This is a genomic window from Hwanghaeella grinnelliae (assembly GCF_004005845.1).
Taxonomy (GTDB): Bacteria; Pseudomonadota; Alphaproteobacteria; order UBA8366; family Aestuariispiraceae; genus Hwanghaeella; species Hwanghaeella grinnelliae.
In genome coordinates this window covers 691877-711668 of sequence record NZ_SADE01000004.1, presented here as the reverse complement: position 1 = coordinate 711668, position 19792 = coordinate 691877, and the positions used below count along the sequence as shown (strand labels likewise).

18 protein-coding genes are annotated in these 19792 nt (G+C 60.2%); 5 read left to right on the top strand and 13 right to left on the bottom strand.

Annotated elements, in window-relative coordinates; all coding sequences use genetic code 11:
- Window positions 1–19: 19 nt before the first annotated feature.
- Complete coding sequence (gene folE / locus EOI86_RS24080; protein ID WP_240035807.1) at window positions 20–565, top strand: GTP cyclohydrolase I FolE; 546 nt, start codon at window positions 20–22, stop codon at window positions 563–565.
- A gap of 290 nt (window positions 566–855) precedes the next feature.
- Entirely contained in the window at window positions 856–1329 is a 474-nt protein-coding gene (locus EOI86_RS24075) for a PAS domain-containing protein (protein ID WP_161974025.1), read from the top strand.
- A 30-nt stretch (window positions 1330–1359) separates the two neighbouring features.
- On the opposite strand, the gene EOI86_RS24070 is transcribed toward EOI86_RS24075, so the two are convergent.
- Window positions 1360–1689, bottom strand: coding sequence for a hypothetical protein (locus EOI86_RS24070; protein WP_127768221.1), 330 nt, complete (start codon window positions 1687–1689; stop codon window positions 1360–1362).
- 48 nt (window positions 1690–1737) lie between these two features.
- On the opposite strand from EOI86_RS24070, the gene EOI86_RS24065 reads away from it, so the two are divergent.
- Together EOI86_RS24065 and rpoH are read left to right on the top strand one after the other, a co-directional pair.
- Window positions 1738–2733: an RluA family pseudouridine synthase gene (locus EOI86_RS24065; RefSeq protein WP_127768220.1), complete on the top strand. Its 996-nt coding sequence runs from the start codon at window positions 1738–1740 to the stop codon at window positions 2731–2733.
- A gap of 325 nt (window positions 2734–3058) precedes the next feature.
- Window positions 3059–3952 carry an RNA polymerase sigma factor RpoH gene (gene rpoH / locus EOI86_RS24060; RefSeq protein ID WP_127768219.1) on the top strand — a complete coding sequence of 298 codons (894 nt, stop codon included), beginning with the start codon at window positions 3059–3061 and terminating at the stop codon, window positions 3950–3952.
- Window positions 3953–4023: 71 nt separating this feature from the next.
- On the opposite strand, the gene EOI86_RS24055 is transcribed toward rpoH, so the two are convergent.
- From EOI86_RS24055 to parA, 12 genes are all read right to left on the bottom strand, one after another.
- Window positions 4024–4644 carry a hypothetical protein gene (locus EOI86_RS24055; RefSeq protein WP_127768218.1) on the bottom strand — a complete coding sequence of 207 codons (621 nt, stop codon included), beginning with the start codon at window positions 4642–4644 and terminating at the stop codon, window positions 4024–4026.
- Window positions 4645–4678: 34 nt separating this feature from the next.
- Window positions 4679–6721, bottom strand: a complete 2043-nt coding sequence (locus tag EOI86_RS24050) for a protein kinase family protein (RefSeq protein ID WP_127768217.1) — start codon at window positions 6719–6721, stop codon at window positions 4679–4681.
- A 165-nt stretch (window positions 6722–6886) separates the two neighbouring features.
- Window positions 6887–8179: an adenylosuccinate synthase gene (locus EOI86_RS24045; protein WP_127768216.1), complete on the bottom strand. Its 1293-nt coding sequence runs from the start codon at window positions 8177–8179 to the stop codon at window positions 6887–6889.
- Window positions 8180–8239: 60 nt separating this feature from the next.
- A complete protein-coding gene (locus tag EOI86_RS24040; RefSeq protein WP_127768215.1) occupies window positions 8240–9376 on the bottom strand; it encodes an ATP phosphoribosyltransferase regulatory subunit in 1137 nt (378 codons plus the stop codon).
- A gap of 178 nt (window positions 9377–9554) precedes the next feature.
- The gene (locus EOI86_RS24035) at window positions 9555–10964 is read right to left on the bottom strand and encodes a tetratricopeptide repeat protein (RefSeq protein ID WP_127768214.1); all 1410 of its coding nucleotides are present in this window, start codon (window positions 10962–10964) and stop codon (window positions 9555–9557) included.
- A gap of 136 nt (window positions 10965–11100) precedes the next feature.
- Window positions 11101–12678, bottom strand: a complete 1578-nt coding sequence (gene serA, locus EOI86_RS24030) for a phosphoglycerate dehydrogenase (RefSeq protein WP_127768213.1) — start codon at window positions 12676–12678, stop codon at window positions 11101–11103.
- A 5-nt stretch (window positions 12679–12683) separates the two neighbouring features.
- Window positions 12684–13865 carry a phosphoserine transaminase gene (locus EOI86_RS24025; RefSeq protein WP_127768212.1) on the bottom strand — a complete coding sequence of 394 codons (1182 nt, stop codon included), beginning with the start codon at window positions 13863–13865 and terminating at the stop codon, window positions 12684–12686.
- A gap of 224 nt (window positions 13866–14089) precedes the next feature.
- Window positions 14090–14527 carry a GNAT family N-acetyltransferase gene (locus tag EOI86_RS24020; protein WP_161974022.1) on the bottom strand — a complete coding sequence of 146 codons (438 nt, stop codon included), beginning with the start codon at window positions 14525–14527 and terminating at the stop codon, window positions 14090–14092.
- Between the two features lie 22 nt (window positions 14528–14549).
- Complete coding sequence (locus EOI86_RS24015; RefSeq protein ID WP_127768210.1) at window positions 14550–15269, bottom strand: FkbM family methyltransferase; 720 nt, start codon at window positions 15267–15269, stop codon at window positions 14550–14552.
- Window positions 15270–15354: 85 nt separating this feature from the next.
- Window positions 15355–17199, bottom strand: coding sequence for an SLC13 family permease (locus tag EOI86_RS24010; protein WP_127768209.1), 1845 nt, complete (start codon window positions 17197–17199; stop codon window positions 15355–15357).
- Window positions 17200–17334: 135 nt separating this feature from the next.
- Complete coding sequence (locus EOI86_RS24005) at window positions 17335–17784, bottom strand: MaoC family dehydratase (protein ID WP_127768208.1); 450 nt, start codon at window positions 17782–17784, stop codon at window positions 17335–17337.
- A 54-nt stretch (window positions 17785–17838) separates the two neighbouring features.
- Window positions 17839–18471, bottom strand: coding sequence for a ParA family partition ATPase (gene parA / locus EOI86_RS24000; protein WP_161974019.1), 633 nt, complete (start codon window positions 18469–18471; stop codon window positions 17839–17841).
- Between the two features lie 168 nt (window positions 18472–18639).
- Here parA and EOI86_RS23995 point away from each other — a divergent pair, with 168 nt between their 5' ends.
- Entirely contained in the window at window positions 18640–19614 is a 975-nt protein-coding gene (locus EOI86_RS23995; RefSeq protein ID WP_127768323.1) for an L-threonylcarbamoyladenylate synthase, read from the top strand.
- Window positions 19615–19792 lie beyond the last annotated feature (178 nt).

The following is a 19792-nucleotide window of genomic DNA, read 5'->3' as shown; positions in this document are numbered from 1 at the left end:
CCCTTCCCGCGAAGACGCGATGGCTGCCGTCCGCACATTGCTCGCCTTTGCCGGTGACGACCCGGACCGGGAAGGATTGCTGGAAACGCCGGACCGCGTTGTCCGGTCCTGGGATGAATTCTTCGCCGGTTATTTCGAAGACCCGGTGGAAATCCTCAGCCGCACTTTTGAAGAGACCGACGGGTATGACGAAATGGTCATCCTCAGGGACATTCCCTTCAACAGTCATTGCGAACATCATATCCGCCCGATCATCGGACATGCGCATATCGCCTATCTGCCGAACAAACGTGTCGTCGGCATCTCGAAACTCGCGCGGATCCTGGAAGTCTACGCGAAACGGCTGCAAATTCAGGAAAAGATGACCGCCCAGATCGCGAATGCAATCAACGACGTCCTGGCGCCGAAGGGCGTTGGTGTGGTGATCGAGGCGACCCATGAATGCATGACGACCCGTGGGGTCAACAAGCAGGGCGTCTCCATGGTGACGAGCACGTTGCTCGGAACCTTCAAGCAGGACCCCCGTACTCGGAGCGAGTTTCTGCGCTTGATCGGGCGCGAATAACCGCTTCGTCTTTTCCAGTCATCTTCCTTCAATCTTACCGCGGCCCTCAGGGGCCGCGTTTTTGTTACACGCAGGAATAGATAAAAATACCGACAAAAGTGTTACAGGAGTTTAGCCCTAAAACATAAGAACAGTGTTATTTATACTATAGTAAAAGATTAGTATATTCAGTAGTTTCGCTGACTTGATTCGCGTTTGACTCTAATCTATTGCCAACCTTACAGTAAAACACCTAACCTACTCTTTCGTGTTATTTAGCCGGGATATGTCCCGGCATAGGGGCAAAAGACTTGGAACACGCCGGCAATTCGTTCGTTGAGATCGATTTGGCGACGGTCGAGGACCGGCGGGATGTTTGGATTCTGGACTATTGGGCAAATCTGCCCCGCGCTGGCGCCCTGCCCTCACCGAAACACATCGATCCGTTGGATATCCCGCCCGACGTACTGCCTTATATCTTCAAGGTCAGCGTGGAATGGACCGACGGGCGACCCGGCTTCGTCTATCGATTATCCGGCACCCAGTTGACCAAGGAATACGACCGGGAAATAACCGGAATGACACCGCGTGCGGCGTTTCCCAACCATTTCGAAGAACTGGAAGCCGGCTATGCGATCGCCGCCGGCCGGCAAAGGCCTACCATTCATCGCTACCACTTGCCGGTCTTGAACCGGGAATACAAATGGGTCCAACGATTGATGTGCCCATTGGCAAGTGACGGTGAAACGGTCGATATGCTTTTCGGCTGCCTGACCTTTCCATAAGGCCCGCGCACAGTACTTTACAGAAGCGGGTTATTTGCCAACGACGAAACGGCCCAAGGCCTTGCCGGTCGACAGATCGAAAACCCGGATGATATCCGTCCCGTCCGCTGTTTTGGTCCGCAGCAGCAGACGCGAGGCCTCGGTCTGCATATCGAGGAGGATTTCCCCATCGTCCAAGCTCACTGCAACATCGCCAAATCCGGTTACCGATCCCCCCAATGGCACAAGAGGTGCTGAATCCTGGGCCGGATCGGTCGTTGGGGCCTTGCCAACGCGCATGACGAAGCCATAGACCAGAAGGCCCATGCCGAGGACAATCAAAACGCCCATGAGGATGACCAACGCCTTGACGATTTTCATACGCCGCCTTTCCGGACCGGTGGTTCGCACAGTTGATGGACAACCCGCATGACCGCGGGCGAGCCCATCTCCGAGACGCATACAGTTATCGTGGAAGAGGCACAAGCGGGCGGCCGGTTGGACCGGATCCTGGCTGACGCCTTGCCCGATCTATCCCGAAGCCGTCTGAAGGCTCTAATCCAGGAAGGACGGGTTCGGATCGATGAAGCGGAAGCCCTAAGCCCCTCCGCCAAGGCATCAGCCGGGAGCGTGATAGAGGTCGACGTCCCCCCCCCAGACGACCCGGAACCTCAGCCCGAAGACATTCCCCTGACGATCGTCTTCGAAGATCCGCACCTGCTGGTGATAGACAAACAGGCGGGCCTTGTGGTCCATCCCGGCGCGGGGAATCCGACCGGGACGTTGGTCAACGGATTGCTGGCCCATTGCGGCGGCGATTTTGCCGGAATCGGGGGTGTAAAACGGCCGGGTATCGTCCACCGGATCGACAAGGATACCAGTGGGCTGATCGTGGTCGCGAAGGATCAGACAACCCATGTGGCGCTGGTAGAGGCCTTCGCGGCGCATACCATACGCCGCCAATACGCGGCCATCGTGATCGGCGCGCCCTATCCCCCCAAAGGGGAGGTCCGAACGTCGATCGGACGCTCGTCCTCGGACCGGAAAAGAATGGCTGTGGTCGCCGAAGGACGCGGCAAGAGCGCCATCACGCATTATGAGGTGCAGAAGCGGTGGGGGCCCGCCGCAGCCCTTGTGCATTGCAGGCTGGAAACAGGCCGTACCCACCAAATCCGGGTTCATTTGGCGCATATTGGCCATCCGCTGGTGGGTGACCCCATCTATACACGATGGACGACGGAACGTCGGAAAGCCTTTTCCCCGGCCGCCCTGGAATCCGCGCAATCCTTCCCACGGCAAGCCTTGCATGCCGGTTGGTTGGGATTCCAGCACCCGGTAACCGGTGAAGAAATGGATTTCGAAAGTCCACTTCCGGACGACCTAAACACGCTGATTTCCGTCTTCGACCGCCAAATACGCCGCTAGCAGCGGTCGTCGCCCAAATTCACCGACCGGAATCGCCGGTCGGACTGACCAGCCCAAATCACTGAAAAGTGTGAGAATGCCATAATCCGTGATTGGCAGGGTCGCGTATCCCTCAATAGATAAAGTGTCGGCTTTAGTTATTGATCAATATCTAGTGCGTCACCATATCCAAACAGAGGCGATTATTTTGTGCTAGTTTCGCCTTAATTGCGCCGCATTTTCTGGGTAGGAGTGTAAATGAGGCGTCGTCGACTGGAACTCGTTTGGGCCATAGTCCCAGACACAGATCGACGAAGTTGGTTGTAGAAGAGGGAAAGGTCCGGTCATGAGCAACATCGCAAAAATGCCTGTCATCAGTTCCGAAGGGAACCTGCAGCGCTATCTCGACGAGATCCGGAAATTCCCGATGCTGGAGCCGGATCAGGAATTCATGCTGGCCAAAAGCTGGCGCGAACATAATGACCGCGAAGCCGCGCATCAGCTGGTAACCAGCCATTTGCGCCTCGTGGCCAAGATCGCCATGGGGTATCGCGGCTATGGCCTGCCCGTCGCCGAGCTTATCTCGGAAGGCAATGTGGGCATGATGCAGGCGGTAAAACGCTTCGATCCTGATCGCGGTTTCCGTCTGGCGACCTATGCCATGTGGTGGATCCGCGCGTCGATCCAGGAATACATTCTGCATTCCTGGTCGCTCGTGAAAATGGGAACGACCGCGGCTCAAAAGAAGCTGTTCTTCAATCTGCGCAAGATGAAGGCAAAGCTTCAGGCCTTCGAGGAAGGCGATCTGGCGCCCGAACATGTCACGCATATCGCGACGGAGTTGGATGTTCCCGAACAGGACGTCATCCAGATGAACCGTCGTCTTGCGGGCGGGGACAATTCCTTGAACGCGCCGCTGCGTGTCGACGGCGATGGCGAGTGGCAGGATTGGCTTGAAGACGACTCGGACAACCAGGAAGAAATTCTGGCCGACTCGGAAGAATTGACGATCCGCCGCGAAATGCTGGCCGACGCAATGAAGACGTTGAACGACCGGGAACAAAAGATCCTGACGGAACGCCGACTGACAGAAGATCCCAAGACGCTTGAGGATTTGAGCAACGAATTCGGTGTCAGCCGTGAACGCGTCCGGCAGATCGAGGTCCGCGCCTTCGAAAAATTGCAGAAGGCTATGCGGAACGCAGCAATCGAAAAGAAACTAACGCTGCCGGCGGCCTGATCACCGACATTCTAGCCGCGTCCTGTCCAATAACAGGGTCTCGTCCAAGACGGGTTCTCTGTTTTGAGAACCTAGGACGCGGCTGATTTCCCGATTTCCGACATGCTGGGCACGTTTTCCGATGAGGAGGACGTGCGCCTAGTCGGGTCCGCGCCATCTTCTTCGTCTTCTTGCGGTTCTTCCTTCTCCTTGGTGTCCAAGGAGGGCGCGTTCCGGCGGACGCCCGTCCCCCACTCCTTCACCAGCTTCTCCTGGTCGGAATTCAACGCCTTCATGCGCAGGTCGTTATGAATCGCAAGATAGGCATTCGTGATCGGCGGAATAACGAAATACAACGCCCAGCCAACCGCAGCGGCACCGAACATGATCAAATAGTTGATCGGCTGTGCCAGAATATCCAGGGCGTGCTGCCACGTATGGTCCCCGCCCCACATGTCCAGACAGACGATGAAGACGCCGGCACTGTTGAGGTAACCCACCGTCCGGGCCGCATAGCGTTCCTTGCGACTGTCGACGATGAACGCAACAAATGTCGGCAGCATCCCGCCGCACGCGACCATCAAGGTCGGATACCCGACGAAAACCAGCAACGGCGCCAGGAAATACCCCAGTATTTTTGCCCGGCGCCGATTGGCCGAGGTCAGCCGGATTTCCCGGGTTTTTCCGCCTTTCTTAGCCGGTTGGCGCGCCACTCAGTCCTCCAAATCTCACATCAACGCCAGACCGCTAGGCCAAGCGTATCGCTGCCGTAATCAGACACACCAAGGCTGCCAGAATACCGGCGATGCCTGACGAAAACTGACCGCCGACCGTTGCCGCGACCGTCGCCTGATTCTTGATATTGCGGCGAAGGTTGATCATTTCCACCGCGGATTTCGTAAAGTCATTGGTTGCCTTCAAATACCCTGCCTTGTCCGCATCGATCTCAGCCGGGTTCGCGATAACGTTGACCAGGCCTTGAAGGCGCCCTTCCTTACCGACTTTCAGCATCGTCTGCGTGATCCGTTTCCGGGTGGTTCGCGACTGGAATTCCTCGATTGAGGGCTGCAGCAGCTTGACGGCGGCGCGGCTCAAATCCGGCAAAGGCTTCCCGCTTGCCACACTGTCCTGCAACACCGCCAGCATCCGAACCTGCGCGATCGCTGCGGCTGCATGGTCCTCTCCCTCAAGATCGGACAGATCCCCGGCGACGGACCGGCGGAAATGCACGCTGATATAGGCTGCGATATCGCGGTCGATCAGGCGCTTGATATCGCCTTCGCGCTCCCGAGCGGCCCGGTCCAACGCAGGAAGAACATGGTCAAGCGTGGCCACATAGTCCTTTTCAAACAAAGGGGAACGGCAGGGCATGTCGGAATTCAGTTCATACATCACGCGTTCCATGCCGAAACCCAGCGTGGGCCGCATCAACGTGGCGCGCATTCTGTCCAACCGGGCGACAGAATGGGCGGATTCAGCCCGCGGGTGAAATTGCTGTTCGAGCCAAAAGGTGGCCAGCCCCATATGAATTACATGTGAGAAAAGCCGCTGTGCTTCGGCATCATCACGATAGACCGAACAAAACATCCCAAGCCCGCCGACCGTCGCGGACAGACCGCGCAGTCGGATCGGCCCATTGGGATCCAATGCAATGATCGCCCGCGCCACCAACCTGTCCGGTTCGTCATTCCCGGCCGCGCTCTTTGCGGCTGCCATCGCCTCGGTCCTGGATTCATCCCCCAGGCTTCGCCGCAGCCACCCATCGATTTCGCCTTCGCGCACAAGCGGAATGGCTTCGTCCCAGTTCTTGTGTAGTCCGACGGCAAGTTCCCTGGCCGTGTTGAAACCCTGTCCCCCCACGGTTATTGGCCTTGTCGCCTTGGCCGGAAGTGCCTGGAGTTTTGGTGACAACCGTCGGCCATTGAGCCACAGGGCCAGGTCTTCGATGGTCCAGCGGTCTGTTTCCTCATCGTTCAACAGGCCGCGAAGCACTTCCATGATGGTCAGGGACACACGATGGTTCTGCGCAATCGCAGAATAGGAGCCGACCGCCATTTTTTGCTGGATGACTTCCTCGTCATTCATCTGATTGCAGGGATACTGGCCGATCAGCAGAGAGAGGATGCAAACGCCGAGAGAATAGAGATCGTTGCCGGGCAACCCCTCCCCGCGCCCGCCGGGCAGGCTGAGACAGGAATCCAGCGTTTCAACGACAAGCGGCTGCGTCATCGCGGGCGGCGCGCTGAAGCACTCGCCAATGACCAGGCCTTTCTCATCCTCGCTTGAGAAATAGATGTTGTCAGGCCTGAGCGCCCGGTGCGTTTCGCCGACACCGTGCATTTCACGCAGGATTTCGACGGCGGGATGGATCAGGTGCTTGGTGACGAAATCTTCGGAAAGCGGCTTCCGCTTATCCGTCAATCCCGACAAAACTTTCTTTCCGCCGGGCCGGTTCAGGATCAGGACAGGACACCGCCGGCCTTCCGGGGGCCAATCGACCACATCCCAGTCCGAGACTTGCACCATGCTGCCGCCTTCAACGCGATGCAGGGCGCTGATCATATCCAATCGTGGCGGAAGCTTTGGGTCGCAGACCAGGGCGTGGAGCGGCCGGGACGGGTCGCGTATGCTGACCGCCCGATAGGCCAAGGCGGGCGCCGTGTCATAGTCGGGTAGCGGTTCGTCGAGTTTGATCTCGTAACGATCCTTGACGGAGACGGATCCGGACGTGATTTGCTTCGGCGCGGATTCGTCCGCCCCGTCGCCCCCGCTAGAGATTTTTAGCGCCATGTCACGGCAATCCGATCCAAATCAACCCAAGCAAACACCAACAACAGAGCATGGCCAGCCCTGAGCCACCGGCTTTGCCCCGCCCATATGGTGAAATTACTAGCACGATTCAGGCCGGTGCAGTCGAATTCAACTGCCTGAACACCGTTGGACCGGATAAACCGATTATCCTTCGAACGGGTCGCGAACCAGGATTGTATCCTCGCGTTCCGGACTGGTGGACAGCAAGGCAACAGGCGCTTCGATCAATTCTTCGACCCGGCGGATGTATTTGATCGCCGTGGCCGGCAAATCCGCCCAACTGCGGGCGCCGAACGTGCTTTCGCTCCAGCCTTCCATGGTCTCGTAAATCGGCTTGGCGCGGGCCTGCAGGCCCGTCGACGCGGGCAGGTAATCGTAGGTGCGCCCGTCGATCTCATACCCTGTGCAGATCTTCAACTCATCGAAGCCGTCCAATACGTCCAGCTTGGTGAAGGCGATACCGTCCATGCCGGCGACCTTTACCGACTGCCGCACCAGGGCCGCATCGAACCAGCCGCAGCGGCGCTTCCGCCCGGTAACGACACCGAATTCACGGCCGCGCTCACCCAGTTTTTCACCGATCGCGTCGGTCAGTTCGGACGGGAACGGGCCGGAACCAACGCGCGTGGTGTAAGCCTTGGTGATCCCCAGCACATAACCGACCGACCGCGGGCCGACCCCGGTGCCGGATGCAGCCTGCCCGGGCACGGTGTTCGACGACGTTACGAAGGGATAGGTGCCGTGATCGACATCCAGCATCACGCCCTGGGCCCCTTCGAACAGCACGCGCTTGTTCTCGTGCCGGATCTTTTCCAACTCTTTCCAGACGACGCCGGCATAGGGCGCCAGTTTCACGGAAATCGCTTCAAGCTCTTTCATCAAGGCGGCGCGTTCGAAGGTTTCCTCGCCCAGCCCCGTCAACAGAGCGTTATGGTGGATCAGCAATTCGTCGACCCTGTCTTCCAACGAGGCCGGATCCATCAGATCACAGACGCGGATGGCGCGGCGGGCGACTTTGTCTTCATAGGCCGGTCCGATTCCACGGCCCGTTGTGCCGATTTTCTTGGCCCCGCGCGCGGCTTCACGCGCCATATCGACGGCGCGATGCACCGGCAGGATCAGAACGGCATTTTCCGCGACCATCAGGTTATGCGGCCCGATATCGACACCGGCGGCGGTTACGCGCTCGATCTCTTCCATCAGGGCCCAAGGATCGATGACGACGCCGTTGCCGATGATCGACGTCTTGCCCTGCCGGACCACGCCAGACGGCAGCAGGCTGAGTTTGTAGGTTACTCCGTCGATGACGAGCGTATGCCCCGCGTTGTGGCCGCCCTGGAACCGGCACACCACATCCGCCCGCGCCGACAACCAGTCGACGATCTTGCCCTTGCCTTCGTCACCCCATTGGGAGCCGATCACCACGACATTAGACACGGCTCATCCCTCCATTGCTGTCGATCCCCGCGGGATCGTCCATAAATCAGTTTCCAAACTCTAATTCTTCAGCGGCTCGATCCGGCCATCCCGCAGAATGTCCGTGCAGCCGACGCGCCGCGCTTCCGCCGCGTCGTCGCCCGCCTCCGACAGGGCGGAGACCGCCACCCAACCTTCCCGTCGCAGCCGCGCGCCTTCGCCGTCCGGCGTGCTCGTGGGCAGGAAAACCTTGCGTTCCGGCGCCGGCGGCGGCGCCGCGCGCAGGATCGTATCCAGATAAACCGTGAAACCGGTCGCGGGATCGCCTTTCCCGGCCAGGGAATACCGGCCACCGCGCCCCAACTCCCCACGCACGCCGCGGGCGAAGAGCGTGAAGCTTAATCCCTGCTGATATTCAAAGCCCTTATGCTCGACCGGGTCGACCGTCAGCGCCAGGTCCGGCACCGCCTTCTGCAGGCGCGCCACCACCGCTTCAAGCCGGGTTCGTTCAATCGCCAAGGGTTCCGGCAACTCGATCTTTGCCAGTTTCTCCAAAGCGGTCTTGGCCGGGCCGCTGGCGCGCAGCAGCGCCATCAGCAGCGCGCCGGCCTCACCGCCAAGCGCGGCAACCGCCGAAGCGTCCTTCTGATCCAGGGCCGCGAAGACCTGGGTGCGATCCAGGCCGAACATATCGCAGATCGTCGGCACCAGCGTTGGCAGGCAGATATCGACCGAAAGCCGTGCGATTCCCACATCGCGCAAGGCAACGGCGGCCAGTTCGATGACTTCGGCATCCGCGGCGGGACTGTCGACGCCGATCAATTCGCAGCCAGCCTGGCGGAACTGACGTTCCGGCCGTAATTGCGTGCCGCGCACCCGCAGGACCGAACCGGCATAGGCGAGACGCAAGGGGCGCGGCTGCTTGCGCAAACGCGTCGCAGCGATCCGCGCCACCTGCGGCGTGATATCGGCGCGGACGCCCATCATGCGCTGGCTGACCGGGTCCATAAGGCGGAAGGTATGCGGCCCCATCACGGTGCCGACCCCGTCCAATAGATTTTCCTCGAACTCCACCAGCGGCGGATCGATGCGATCGTAGCCATAGGAATGGAAATGCCGCATCAACCGTTCCAGGACGGCAGATTCATGTGCGGCTTCCGGCGCCAAGCCGTCGCGCAGACCATTCGGCAACAAAGATCGTTCTGAGCGGTCGCTCATCGGGATAGCCGCTTCCTGAAATCGTGGCAGTTACCGGGCAAAATGGACCAGCCCGGACACGAAGCGGCAACGGTCGGCGGAAACGCCGTCCATTGCCGACAGGTAGGTACAGGATTTGCCCCGCCCAAACAAGCGATGAACAGGCTGGGTTTGCGGAAGGAAAAGCCGGGTTGTCCGGTCAGGCGACCTCGCGGGCCGCGCGGCCGGACAGCAACAGGGATTGCGCCTTGGCATTCGCGGCGGCGGCCCTGTGGTCATCCTGGCATCCCGCAAAGGCGCGGGCGGCCAACAGCCAGTTCTGCGGGCTGGTCGGCTTCAATTCCGTCCGTTCCGAGATCAGCGCCCTGGCCAGTTTGTGTCGCCCGCAGCGCAAAGCCGCTTCGATCAAGGTCAGATGGATGACATCGCGCTGCGCATGGCTTCCGCCCAGTTTGGCGGTCCGATACCGGATCGGGTGCAGCAGATCGACGGCCTCGTCATAATCGCCTTTCGCGAAGGCGGCGATGGCCCGGCAGAACGGCAGACCGACTTCCCGGGTCATGGCGACATTCGAATCGCCCTGGCTGTGAACATAGCGTTCATTCGCGTCCAGCACCTTGGCCATCAAATCGCCCCGGGCATCCGCCGCGAAGGTCATCATGGCGTGGACGTCATTGAAGGCATAAAGCGTATCTTCCGCCGCCGGGGCCCATTTATCCGCCAGCCGCGTCCACCGGCCGTTAACGTCGATATCGAGCATCTTCAGCCGCCATAGAAGGGCCGCGGCGTCCAGTTCCTCGTATTTGTCATGGGAAAGGCCGTCGCTTTGCAGATGCTTGTCGAAAATCTCGAACACCCGGTCGTATTGGCAGAGATCGACATGATAGAGCGAAAGGTGCCACCACAGGTGATTGGCGAAATTACCGTGATGCCAATCCTCGCCACGGCTGGTCAGCCACCAGATGCCACCTTCCTGCCGTCCCATCATCTCCAGCACATGGGCGACGGCGTGTATGGAATATGAATCGGCGGGGTCCATCGCGACCGCGCGGCGCCCGGCTTCTTCCGCCCTGCCATAATCGCCGCATTCCTCCAGCCCGAAGGAATGGAAGCCAAGGACGAAATTGTAGCCCGGCACGGATTCGTCCCAAGCATGCAGCACACGGGCAACCCGGTCGCGTTGGTTGACCGTATCCCCCAGCAGAACATCGGAAAGATGCGCCAGCTGTAGCGCCAAAAGGTCGCGCGGATGTTCGACTAGGACCGCGTCCCAAGCTTCCACCGCACTATAGAAGTCGCCATCAACCCACTGACGTATAGCGCGAATATGCCCTCTCTCCCGCTCATTCGCGGCGCTCCAAAGCGCCTCGGCGGATCGCACCGCGTCCAGCATGCAATCGTAGATCCGGGTTTCCATCGCCTGGGTGAGAACAGCGGCCTTGAAGACATGCCCCATCACGAAATCCGGATGGTCCTCAAGGACGGTCTCGATCATCCCCACCGGATCGCCGCGATAGTGCAGCAACTCCTCATGCGCGGCTTCCAGCGCCGTGATCAAGCTGGGGTCGGATGTCGAAACCGGTTCACCGCGGCTGTCGCGCAAGGTCATGGCAATCTCTCCAAAACAGAATGGCCCAAGGCAGAGGGATCAATCTATGCGGCAGGCCCCGGATCGCGATCCGGGATAACCTTACCGACCATGAGAGTATGCCACGGGGGGCGCTTCACCCCAAATCACGAACCGATCAAAAATTCACGCGCTTCGCTTGAGTGACCAGCGGCAGCGCGCTGATCTCCGCCAGGACGTCGTCCGACATCTCACTGTCGAGCTCGACCAGCGCGATGGCATCGCCCCCCGCTTCCGTGCGGCCAAGGTGGAAACTGGCGATATTAACGCCATGGGTGCTGAACAACGTCCCCAAATGGCCGATCAAGCCGGGCTTATCCTGGTTCGTGATGTAGAGCATGTTGTCGGAGAACGGCGCCTCCACCTGAATGCCCTTGATATCGACGATCCGCGGCTTGTCGCCGCCGAACAGCGTTCCGGAGACCGAGCGGGTGAAGCGTTCCGATTCGACCGTCAGCTTGATCAGGGTCTGATAGTCGCCCGGCCTGTCGTGTTTCACCTCGCTGATTTCGATCCCCCGTTCACGGGCGATCACGGGCGCGCTGACCATGTTGACCGCGTCGCTGAAGGGTTTCAGCACCCCGGCGATCGCCGCCTGGACCAGGGGCTTGGTGTTCAGCTTGGCGACATGGCCTTCGAATTCGATGACCAGCCGGCGGATGCCGGTCTCGGTCACCTGGCCGGCGAAACTGCCCAACTGTTCGGCCAGTTTCATATAGGGCTTCAAGCGCGGGGCGTCCTCCGCGCTGACGGACGGCATATTCAGCGCATTGGTCACCGCGCCGGTCAGCAGGAAATCAGCCATCTGCTCAGCCACCTGGATCGCCACATTCTCCTGCGCCTCTTCCGTCGAGGCGCCGAGATGCGGTGTCGCCACCACATCATCACGCCCGAAAAGGACGTTTTCCTTCGCCGGTTCCTGGGCAAAGACGTCCAGCGCCGCGCCGGCGACCTTGCCGGCATCCAGCGCATCGCGCAGTGCCGCCTCGTCGATGATGCCGCCACGGGCGCAGTTCACGATCCGCACGCCTTGCTTCATCTTGTCGAAAGCCGACGCGTTCAGAAGGTTCCTGGTCTGATCGGTCAGCGGTGTGTGGATGGTGATGAAATCGGCCCGCGCGAACAGCGTGTCCAAATCCACACGCTCGACGCCCATTTCCTCCGCCCGTTCCGGCGACATGAAGGGATCGAAGGCGATGACACGCATCTTCAGACCCTGCGCGCGGTCGGCGACGATGGACCCGATATTCCCGGCCCCCAACAGACCCAGCACCTTGCCGTAGAGTTCCACGCCCATGAACTTAGACTTTTCCCATTTTCCGGCGTGGGTCGACGCATTCGCCGCGGGGATCTGACGGGCGCAGGCCATCATCATCGATATGGCATGTTCCGCCGTGGTGATCGAATTGCCGAACGGCGTGTTCATGACCACGACGCCTTTGGCGGTAGCGGCATGTTGATCCACGTTGTCGACGCCGATCCCGGCGCGACCGACGACCTTCAGATTGCCGGCGTGGTCCAAGACCTCAGGCGTCACTTTCGTGGCGGAGCGGATGGCAAGGCCGTCATAGTCCCCGATGATCGCCTTCAATTCGTCCGGCGAGAGGCCGGGCTTGTAGTCGACCTCCACCCCACGCTCCTGAAAAATCTCAACAGCGCGATTCGATATTTTATCCGAAATCAAAACCTTGGGCATGATACTTAACCTTTATTATGATCGCGGAGTTCAGCTTGTTTGACCGTTTCAAAGGCCCAATCGAGCCATGGCAGCAAGGCTTCGATATCGCTGGTTTCGACCGTCGCACCACCCCAGATCCGCAGACCGGGAGGGGCATCGCGATAGCCGTTGATGTCGTAAGCGACACCTTCTTCGTCCAACAGAACGGACATCTTCTTCGGCACGCCGGCACGGACGTCCTCGCTCAACCCGCTCTCTTCCGTCAGCACAAGGCAAATAGAAGTACTGGAGCGGTTCGCGACGTCCTGCGGGAGGAAGTCCACCCATGGGGTTTGATCGACCCAAGCGGCGATGGCGGCGAGGTTCGCTTCGGACCGGCCGATCAAAGACCGCGCCCCGCCGATGGATTCGGCCCATTTCAACGTGTCGAGCGCATCCTCGACACAGAGCATCGAAGGGGTATTGATCGTCTCCCCCTTGAACACGCCCTCGATCAACTCCCCGCCCTTGGTCAGGCGGAAAAGTTTCGGCAGCGGCCAGGGCGGCGTATAGGTGGTCAGCCGTTCGGCGGCCCGCGGCGACAGCACGATCATCCCGTGCGCGCCCTCACCCCCCAGGACCTTCTGCCAGGACCAGGTCGTCACATCCAGCTTGTCCCAGGGCAGCGGCATCGCGAAGGCGGCTGAAGTCGCATCGCAGATGGTCAGGCCTTCCCGGTCGTCGGAAATCCAGTCACCGTCGGGGACGCGCACGCCGCTGGTTGTGCCGTTCCAGGTGAAAACGACATCCCGGGCGGGATCTACCTGGGCCAGGTCCGGCAATTCGCCGTAGTCGGCCTTCAGCATCCGGACGTCGTCCAGCTTCAACTGTTTGGAGACGTCCGTGATCCAACCGGCGCCGAAGCTTTCCCAGGCCAGCATATCCACACCGCGCGCGCCGAGCAGCGACCAAAGCGCCATTTCGACGGCGCCGGTGTCGGAGGCCGGCACGATGCCGATCCGATAGTCTTCGGGAATTCCCAGCATGGCGCGCGTCCGATCGATGACTTCCTTCAAGCGCGCCTTCCCCGGACCGGAGCGGTGAGATCGGCCGAGCAATGCATCGGACAGGACATCCGGCGTCCAGCCGGGCCGTTTCGCGCAGGGGCCGGAGGAGAAGTGGGGTCGAACCGGGCGTTGCGCCGGCTTGTTCGTTGCGCTGCTCACCGCTGTTTCCTTGTGATCAAAATCGTGGTGGTTCAAGACAAGATTGGGATGGCCACCGTGACCGGAACAGCGCCGAAAACCGCTGATTCTAAGGCCAATGGGCCGGGACCGCGCGCCGGACTATAAGGCTGGCACTTGCCTCGTCAACCGGCGGATGGCGCGTATCCGCCAAAAGTGACCGCTATTTTTGCAATTCTGCCTTTCCCCCCGCGGGAGGCTCGCGGTTAGCGCGGCGATGGCTTTACGAGAACGAGGATCTCGTCCTCCCCCTTCATCGCGCCATTCCGCCGCCAGCCGAGCTTTTCGTAAAACCCGGTGGCGCGGATATCGAGATCGGGATTGGCCGCCAGCCATATCCGCGCATGCCCTTCCGCAAATAGCCAATCACACACCGCCGCCAGGACGCGCCGGCCGATCCCGCACCCTTCGAAGTCCGGATGCACGGCCACCACCTGGACCTCGCCATTGGACGCATCGCCCATGGAAAAGCCGGCGACCCTGCCGTCCACCTCGCACAGCCAACCGCGGATATGGGTTTTCATGTCCCGGGCAAGGCCTTCGGTCGTAATGCCGTAATCCTCTTCCAGCTCTTGCCGCGTGATCGCGTTTTCGTGGGTGGAAAGGCGGACCGCCAGAACCGGGTCGAGATCGGCCGCCGTCATTTCCCTCAGTCGAATGGCGGCATCAATCCCTGAAGAAGATGGCATCGATCTGCAATTGACGGCGCAGGTCCGCTGAAAAGGTGGTTTCCGTCAGGATATAGGGCTGGAAGTCCAAGGCGTGGATCATCTGCAGCAGCTCAAGATAGGTCGTTTCCCCGTCATAGAGCGGTAGCAGAGACAGTTCCACCTGCAGCCCAGTGACCTTTTTCAAGGTTTCCGAAGCCCCAATAAGAACTTTCTTTTCAAATCCTTGCGTATCTATCTTCAGGTAAACTCTATCACCGGGCTTGGCATAATCGTCATACAGGCTGTCAAGGGTTGCGACCGGCGTTTCGGCCTCTCCCACGACGTTGGTCTTGCGAAAGGCCTTGTACATGTCCTCGTTGGCGGGAAGCAGGCTGCTGACGTCGCTGGCCTCGCTTTCATAGATCGTCGCGGTGCCGACACTGTCGCCGATCGCGACGCGCGGCGCGACCGTCCAAAGGGCGTCGGTGGCCGCCTTCGCCGTCAATTCAGCATGCGCGCTGGGCAAGGGTTCGAAGGAGACGATTCGGCCCTTATAGCCGATCTCCCGCAACATCTCCCCGGTCTGGCCGACATTCGCGCCGACATCCAGGACAAGGTCGATCTTATGGTCCTTGATCACGGCCGCGAGCTTTTCCGGCGGCTGTTTCGGCCGCTTCCGGACCTTGTTCACGGTGCGTTTGATCCAGAACCAACGTTTTACGGATTCGATGCTCATGCGATTGGAATGTCCCCGCCCGGAATGCCTTGCGACCGAGGCCGCTGGCGCATCCCCACGCCTACCCGCCTTCGGTTCATCTTACCTAAAGACCATAGTACCAAGGCGCAAACAGGAAAAAGGTGAGCCAGCAGATCAACATCAAGGGAACACCGGCCTTGATGAAGTCGACGAAGCGATACCCGCCCGGCGCCATCACAAGCAGGTTGGTCTGATACCCGACTGGACTGGCGAAGCTGCAATTCGCGGCGAAGACGACGGCTACGGCGAAGGCTTCCACCGGGACACCGATTTCCCGGGCGATCCCCACCCCGATAGGCGTGAACAAGACGGCTGTCGCCTTCGTCGAAAGCACATTGGCCAGAACCGCGACCATCAGGAAGAACACCCCCAGCACGACGGTTGGTTCCGCGTCGCCCACAGCCGCGAGCATCCCTTGCGCCAGAAAGGCGGCCCCGCCCGTTTCCTGCATGGATACGCCGAGCGCCAGCGCCGCGGCGATCAGGAACACCACCTTACTGTCCAGGGCCCGGATGGCCCCCTGCAAAGGCAAAGCGCCGGAAAAGACCATCAGGGCCGCCCCGCACAAGGCCGCGATTTCGGTCGGCAAAACGCCCGTGGCCGCCATCCCGACAACGCCCAGAAAAATGGCCGAGGCACGTGTCGCGTGATGGGACTGGATCAGGTTTTCGGCCGACCATTCCATCAAGATGACGTCCTTGTTGCCGCGCAGGGCCAGAATGTCACTTCGACGGCCCTGGACCAGCAGGATATCCCCCGCTTCCAACGGGATCTCATCGATTTTTAGGCGCTGCATCCGCGTCCGCCGTTCCAAGCCGATCACCACGACATGACGCATGTTACGATAACCGATTTGGCGCAGATTCCGGCCAATCAACCAGCTATCCGGCTTCACCATCACTTCCGCCATCGATTGGGTCCCGTCGCCCAAATTCGGCAACCAGTCGTCCTCGCCGGCCCGGCCGGACAGCCGCGGATAAAGGGCGGAAACATCGTCTTTGACCGTGGCCCTCAACTGATCGCGCGTGGCGGCGACGGAGAGCGTATCGCCGATTTTCAAACGCAAATCGTCGAATGGCGGATAAATCGGCTTGCCGTCCCGCTGCACGGCCAACAGGGTCACATCCTTCAACCCCGGAAAGAAGCCGCTGACGGATTCCATGCCGACATAGGGCGAACCCGCCTCCAGGCTGATATCCGCCTTGAATTGCTTGCCCGTGGCCCCTTCCTGCGCCGAATTCGCCGCATTGTCCGGCAAAATCCGCGGACAGATGAAAAGCACGTAGATCATGCCGACACCGGCCACCACCAATCCCGGCACCGTGAAGGAAAAGAAGCTGAACTCCTCCTCCCCCAGATCTGCGAGCGCGTTCGACACCAGCAGGTTTGTAGAGGACCCGATCAGCGTCGTCATGCCGCCCAGGATGGCGGCGTAGCTGAGGGGGATCATGTAACGGCTTGAAGGCCGACCTGTCTGGGCGGCCAAAGCCTGCATGATCGGCACGAAAATCACCACGACAGGGATATTGTTCAACAGCGCGCTGACCAGGGCGACAACGACAAGTGCAATGGCCAGGGCGGCCGATAACTGCCCGCGCGCCGCTTTGTGTACCAGAAGCGCGACCCGATCGAGCACGCCAGTTCGCGACAACCCTTCACCCAGCACCAACAACGCTAGAACGGTCAGCAGCGCCGGACTGGCAAACCCGGCCAGCAGCACCATCGGCGACAAAGCCGCCTTGCCGGCCTCATCATAGACCGGAAAAAAGTGGAATAGGACAAGAAGCCCGCAGATGACCGAGAAAGACGTCAGTTCCAACGGCAGCTTGTCGGTCGCGTAAAGCAACAAGGCCGCGACAATGAGCGCGAACACGGCCGACATTTGCAGGGTCATCAAGTCCACGGACATGCGGCTCCCGCTGGTTTCGCTAATAAGTGTAGCACGTTTACTGGTTCTGTAAGGGCTTATACGCAACGATGCGGCGTAAGGCGGCACCAACTGCTGTCAGGCGAACGCGGCTTGGCGGACGCGGTCGGATGACTGTCATTCAGGGCGCTGCCGCACGATGGTGACCGATTCATAGCTCATCACCTTGTCATGCCGCTGGTTGAAGGTAAGGCAACGCCACCGGACGATTCCCCGGTCCGGCTTGCTTTCCGAAGGCCTTGCTTCCAGCACCTCCCATTCGGAATGGATCGTATCTCCTGCATGGACCGGCGCGGTCCAGCGGACCTCGTCCATCCCCGGACCTATGATGTTGCTTTGAACCACAAGGCCCAGATCGTAGAACTGCCGGAACGAGAGCGCGAGGGTTTGGAACCCACTGGCGATAAGCCCGCCGAAAGGGCCGGCCTCGGCCTTCACCTTGTCCGTATGCATGTGCTGGGGGTCGTACATCAGCGCAAATTCCAGGATCAATCCTTCGGATAGGGTGATCGCCCGCGTGGTGAATTTGTCCCCTACCGAAAAATCTTCGAAGTACCGTGTATGCATTATTTACAATGCCTTAATTTGAATTTTTAAACTGCATAGCGAGAAACTTCCGGATCAAACCTTGCCCAGAAGCTCTTTCGCCAAGGCACGGATCTCCGTCGCCGCCGTGCTCGACGGTTTCGTTTCAAGGGCGGTTAAACCGGTCACCATGGAGTCGGCGAATGCAACCCGATTGCCGATCGACGCTTTCGCCAAGCCGACGTCATAATCGCCCAGCCGCGCAATCATCTGTTCAGTCAAACTGGCGCGCGGCGGCACCCGGTTCAGAACGATGACGGCCGGGGACTTCTCCTTCGACGCCATTTCCAACGTGGGGACGGTCGCCCAAACATCCATCGGGCTCGGCTGGCTGGGCACCACGACGATGTTGGCGGCGCGTATGGCGATTTTCGCCTCCGTCTCTGCATGGGGCGGGCTGTCGATGACGACGATATCATGGCTGCGGCCAAGGTCCTCTACCGCCTTCTGGGTCCGCCAACCTGTCACTTCCGTGAAGCTCAACCCTGCCCCGGCTTCGCCAAGGGTCGCCACGCGCGCCTCGAACCAGCGGCTCAGGCTGTGCTGCGGGTCGATATCGACCAAGGCGACGGTTTTCTTCTGCTTCAACCAGGCGACCGCCAAATGGGCCGCGAGCGTGGATTTGCCAGCCCCGCCTTTCTGCTGTGCTACGGTAAAGACTGTTGCCATCAACCCCTCCTATGGGTCCCCCATTTGGGAATGCCGACGCTGGCAAAAGATGACCCGGAATCGGGGCATAGCCGGAACGCCTGCCGCCTCATGTTGCACCTGCGAAGATTAGCGTTCAAGAAGGCGTTGAACTTGCAGTTCGCGCGCGCGCCACGCATAAACCGCCGCATGCCCACTATTCTGCCGCTCGACAGTGCTGGTTTGGACGAAGCCGCCCGGTTGATCCGGGCCGGCGGTCTTGTCGCTTTCCCGACGGAAACCGTCTATGGGTTGGGGGCGGACGCCACGAATGACACGGCTGTCGCACGCATTTTCGAGGCAAAACAACGCCCTAATTTCAATCCACTAATCGTCCACACTGCCTCCACATCTGAAGTTTGGAAATACGCTGCGGATAGCCGACGCGCTCATGCGTTGGCCGATGCTTTTTGGCCCGGTGCCTTGACCATGGTGCTGCCGCGCCGGTCAAACACCAAACTGTCGCTTCTGGTCAGCGCGGGCCTTCCTTCCGTCGCCATCCGGGTCCCGGCGCACGGCGGCGCCAGAGATCTTTTGCGCCTTTCCGGACGCCCGATCGCGGCGCCAAGCGCGAATCGGTCGGGGCGGATATCCCCCACCACGGCGGAGCACGTCGCGGAGTCGCTTGGCGACGCGGTCGACTTGATTCTCGACGGTGGCCCGTGCCGGATTGGTGTCGAGTCGACGATCATCGACGTTACCGGGGAGCATGTGGTCCAACTTCGCCCGGGCGGCGTTCCACTTGAGGCGTTGGAAGAAGCGGTCGGACAAAGCATCGAGGCCGCCGACCATGCCTTTTCCGAGGAACCGGGCGGGGATACTCCAGCCCCGATCAGTCCCGGCCTGCTCAGCAGTCACTATGCCCCGCGTGCCTCGGTTCGCCTGAACGCCGAGAAAGCCCAGGCGGGCGAGGTTTACCTGGGCTTCGGCCCGGAGGAAGCCGGCGGGGATGTAAATTTAAGCCCGACTGGCGATCTGCGAGAAGCAGCGGCCAATCTGTTCGCGATGCTGCACCGTTTGGACGCAACGGGCGCGGATGCCATCGCGGTCGCCCCGATCCCCGAAACGGGCCTTGGCCGCGCCATCAATGACCGGCTTCGTCGCGCCGCGGCCCCGCGTGACTGACAAGCGCGCTTGAAAATTATCATGACCGGCCCGAAAACACTTGTTATCGTTCAGGAATTCCCTACATCCCCCAATGATCGAATGACTCCATATCGTTCCAGTGTCATCTTCGGGAATCGGTGCGAGAATAGGGTCGGATCGGGATAAATTGCCGTTCTGGATGGTCAGGCCGGACGTT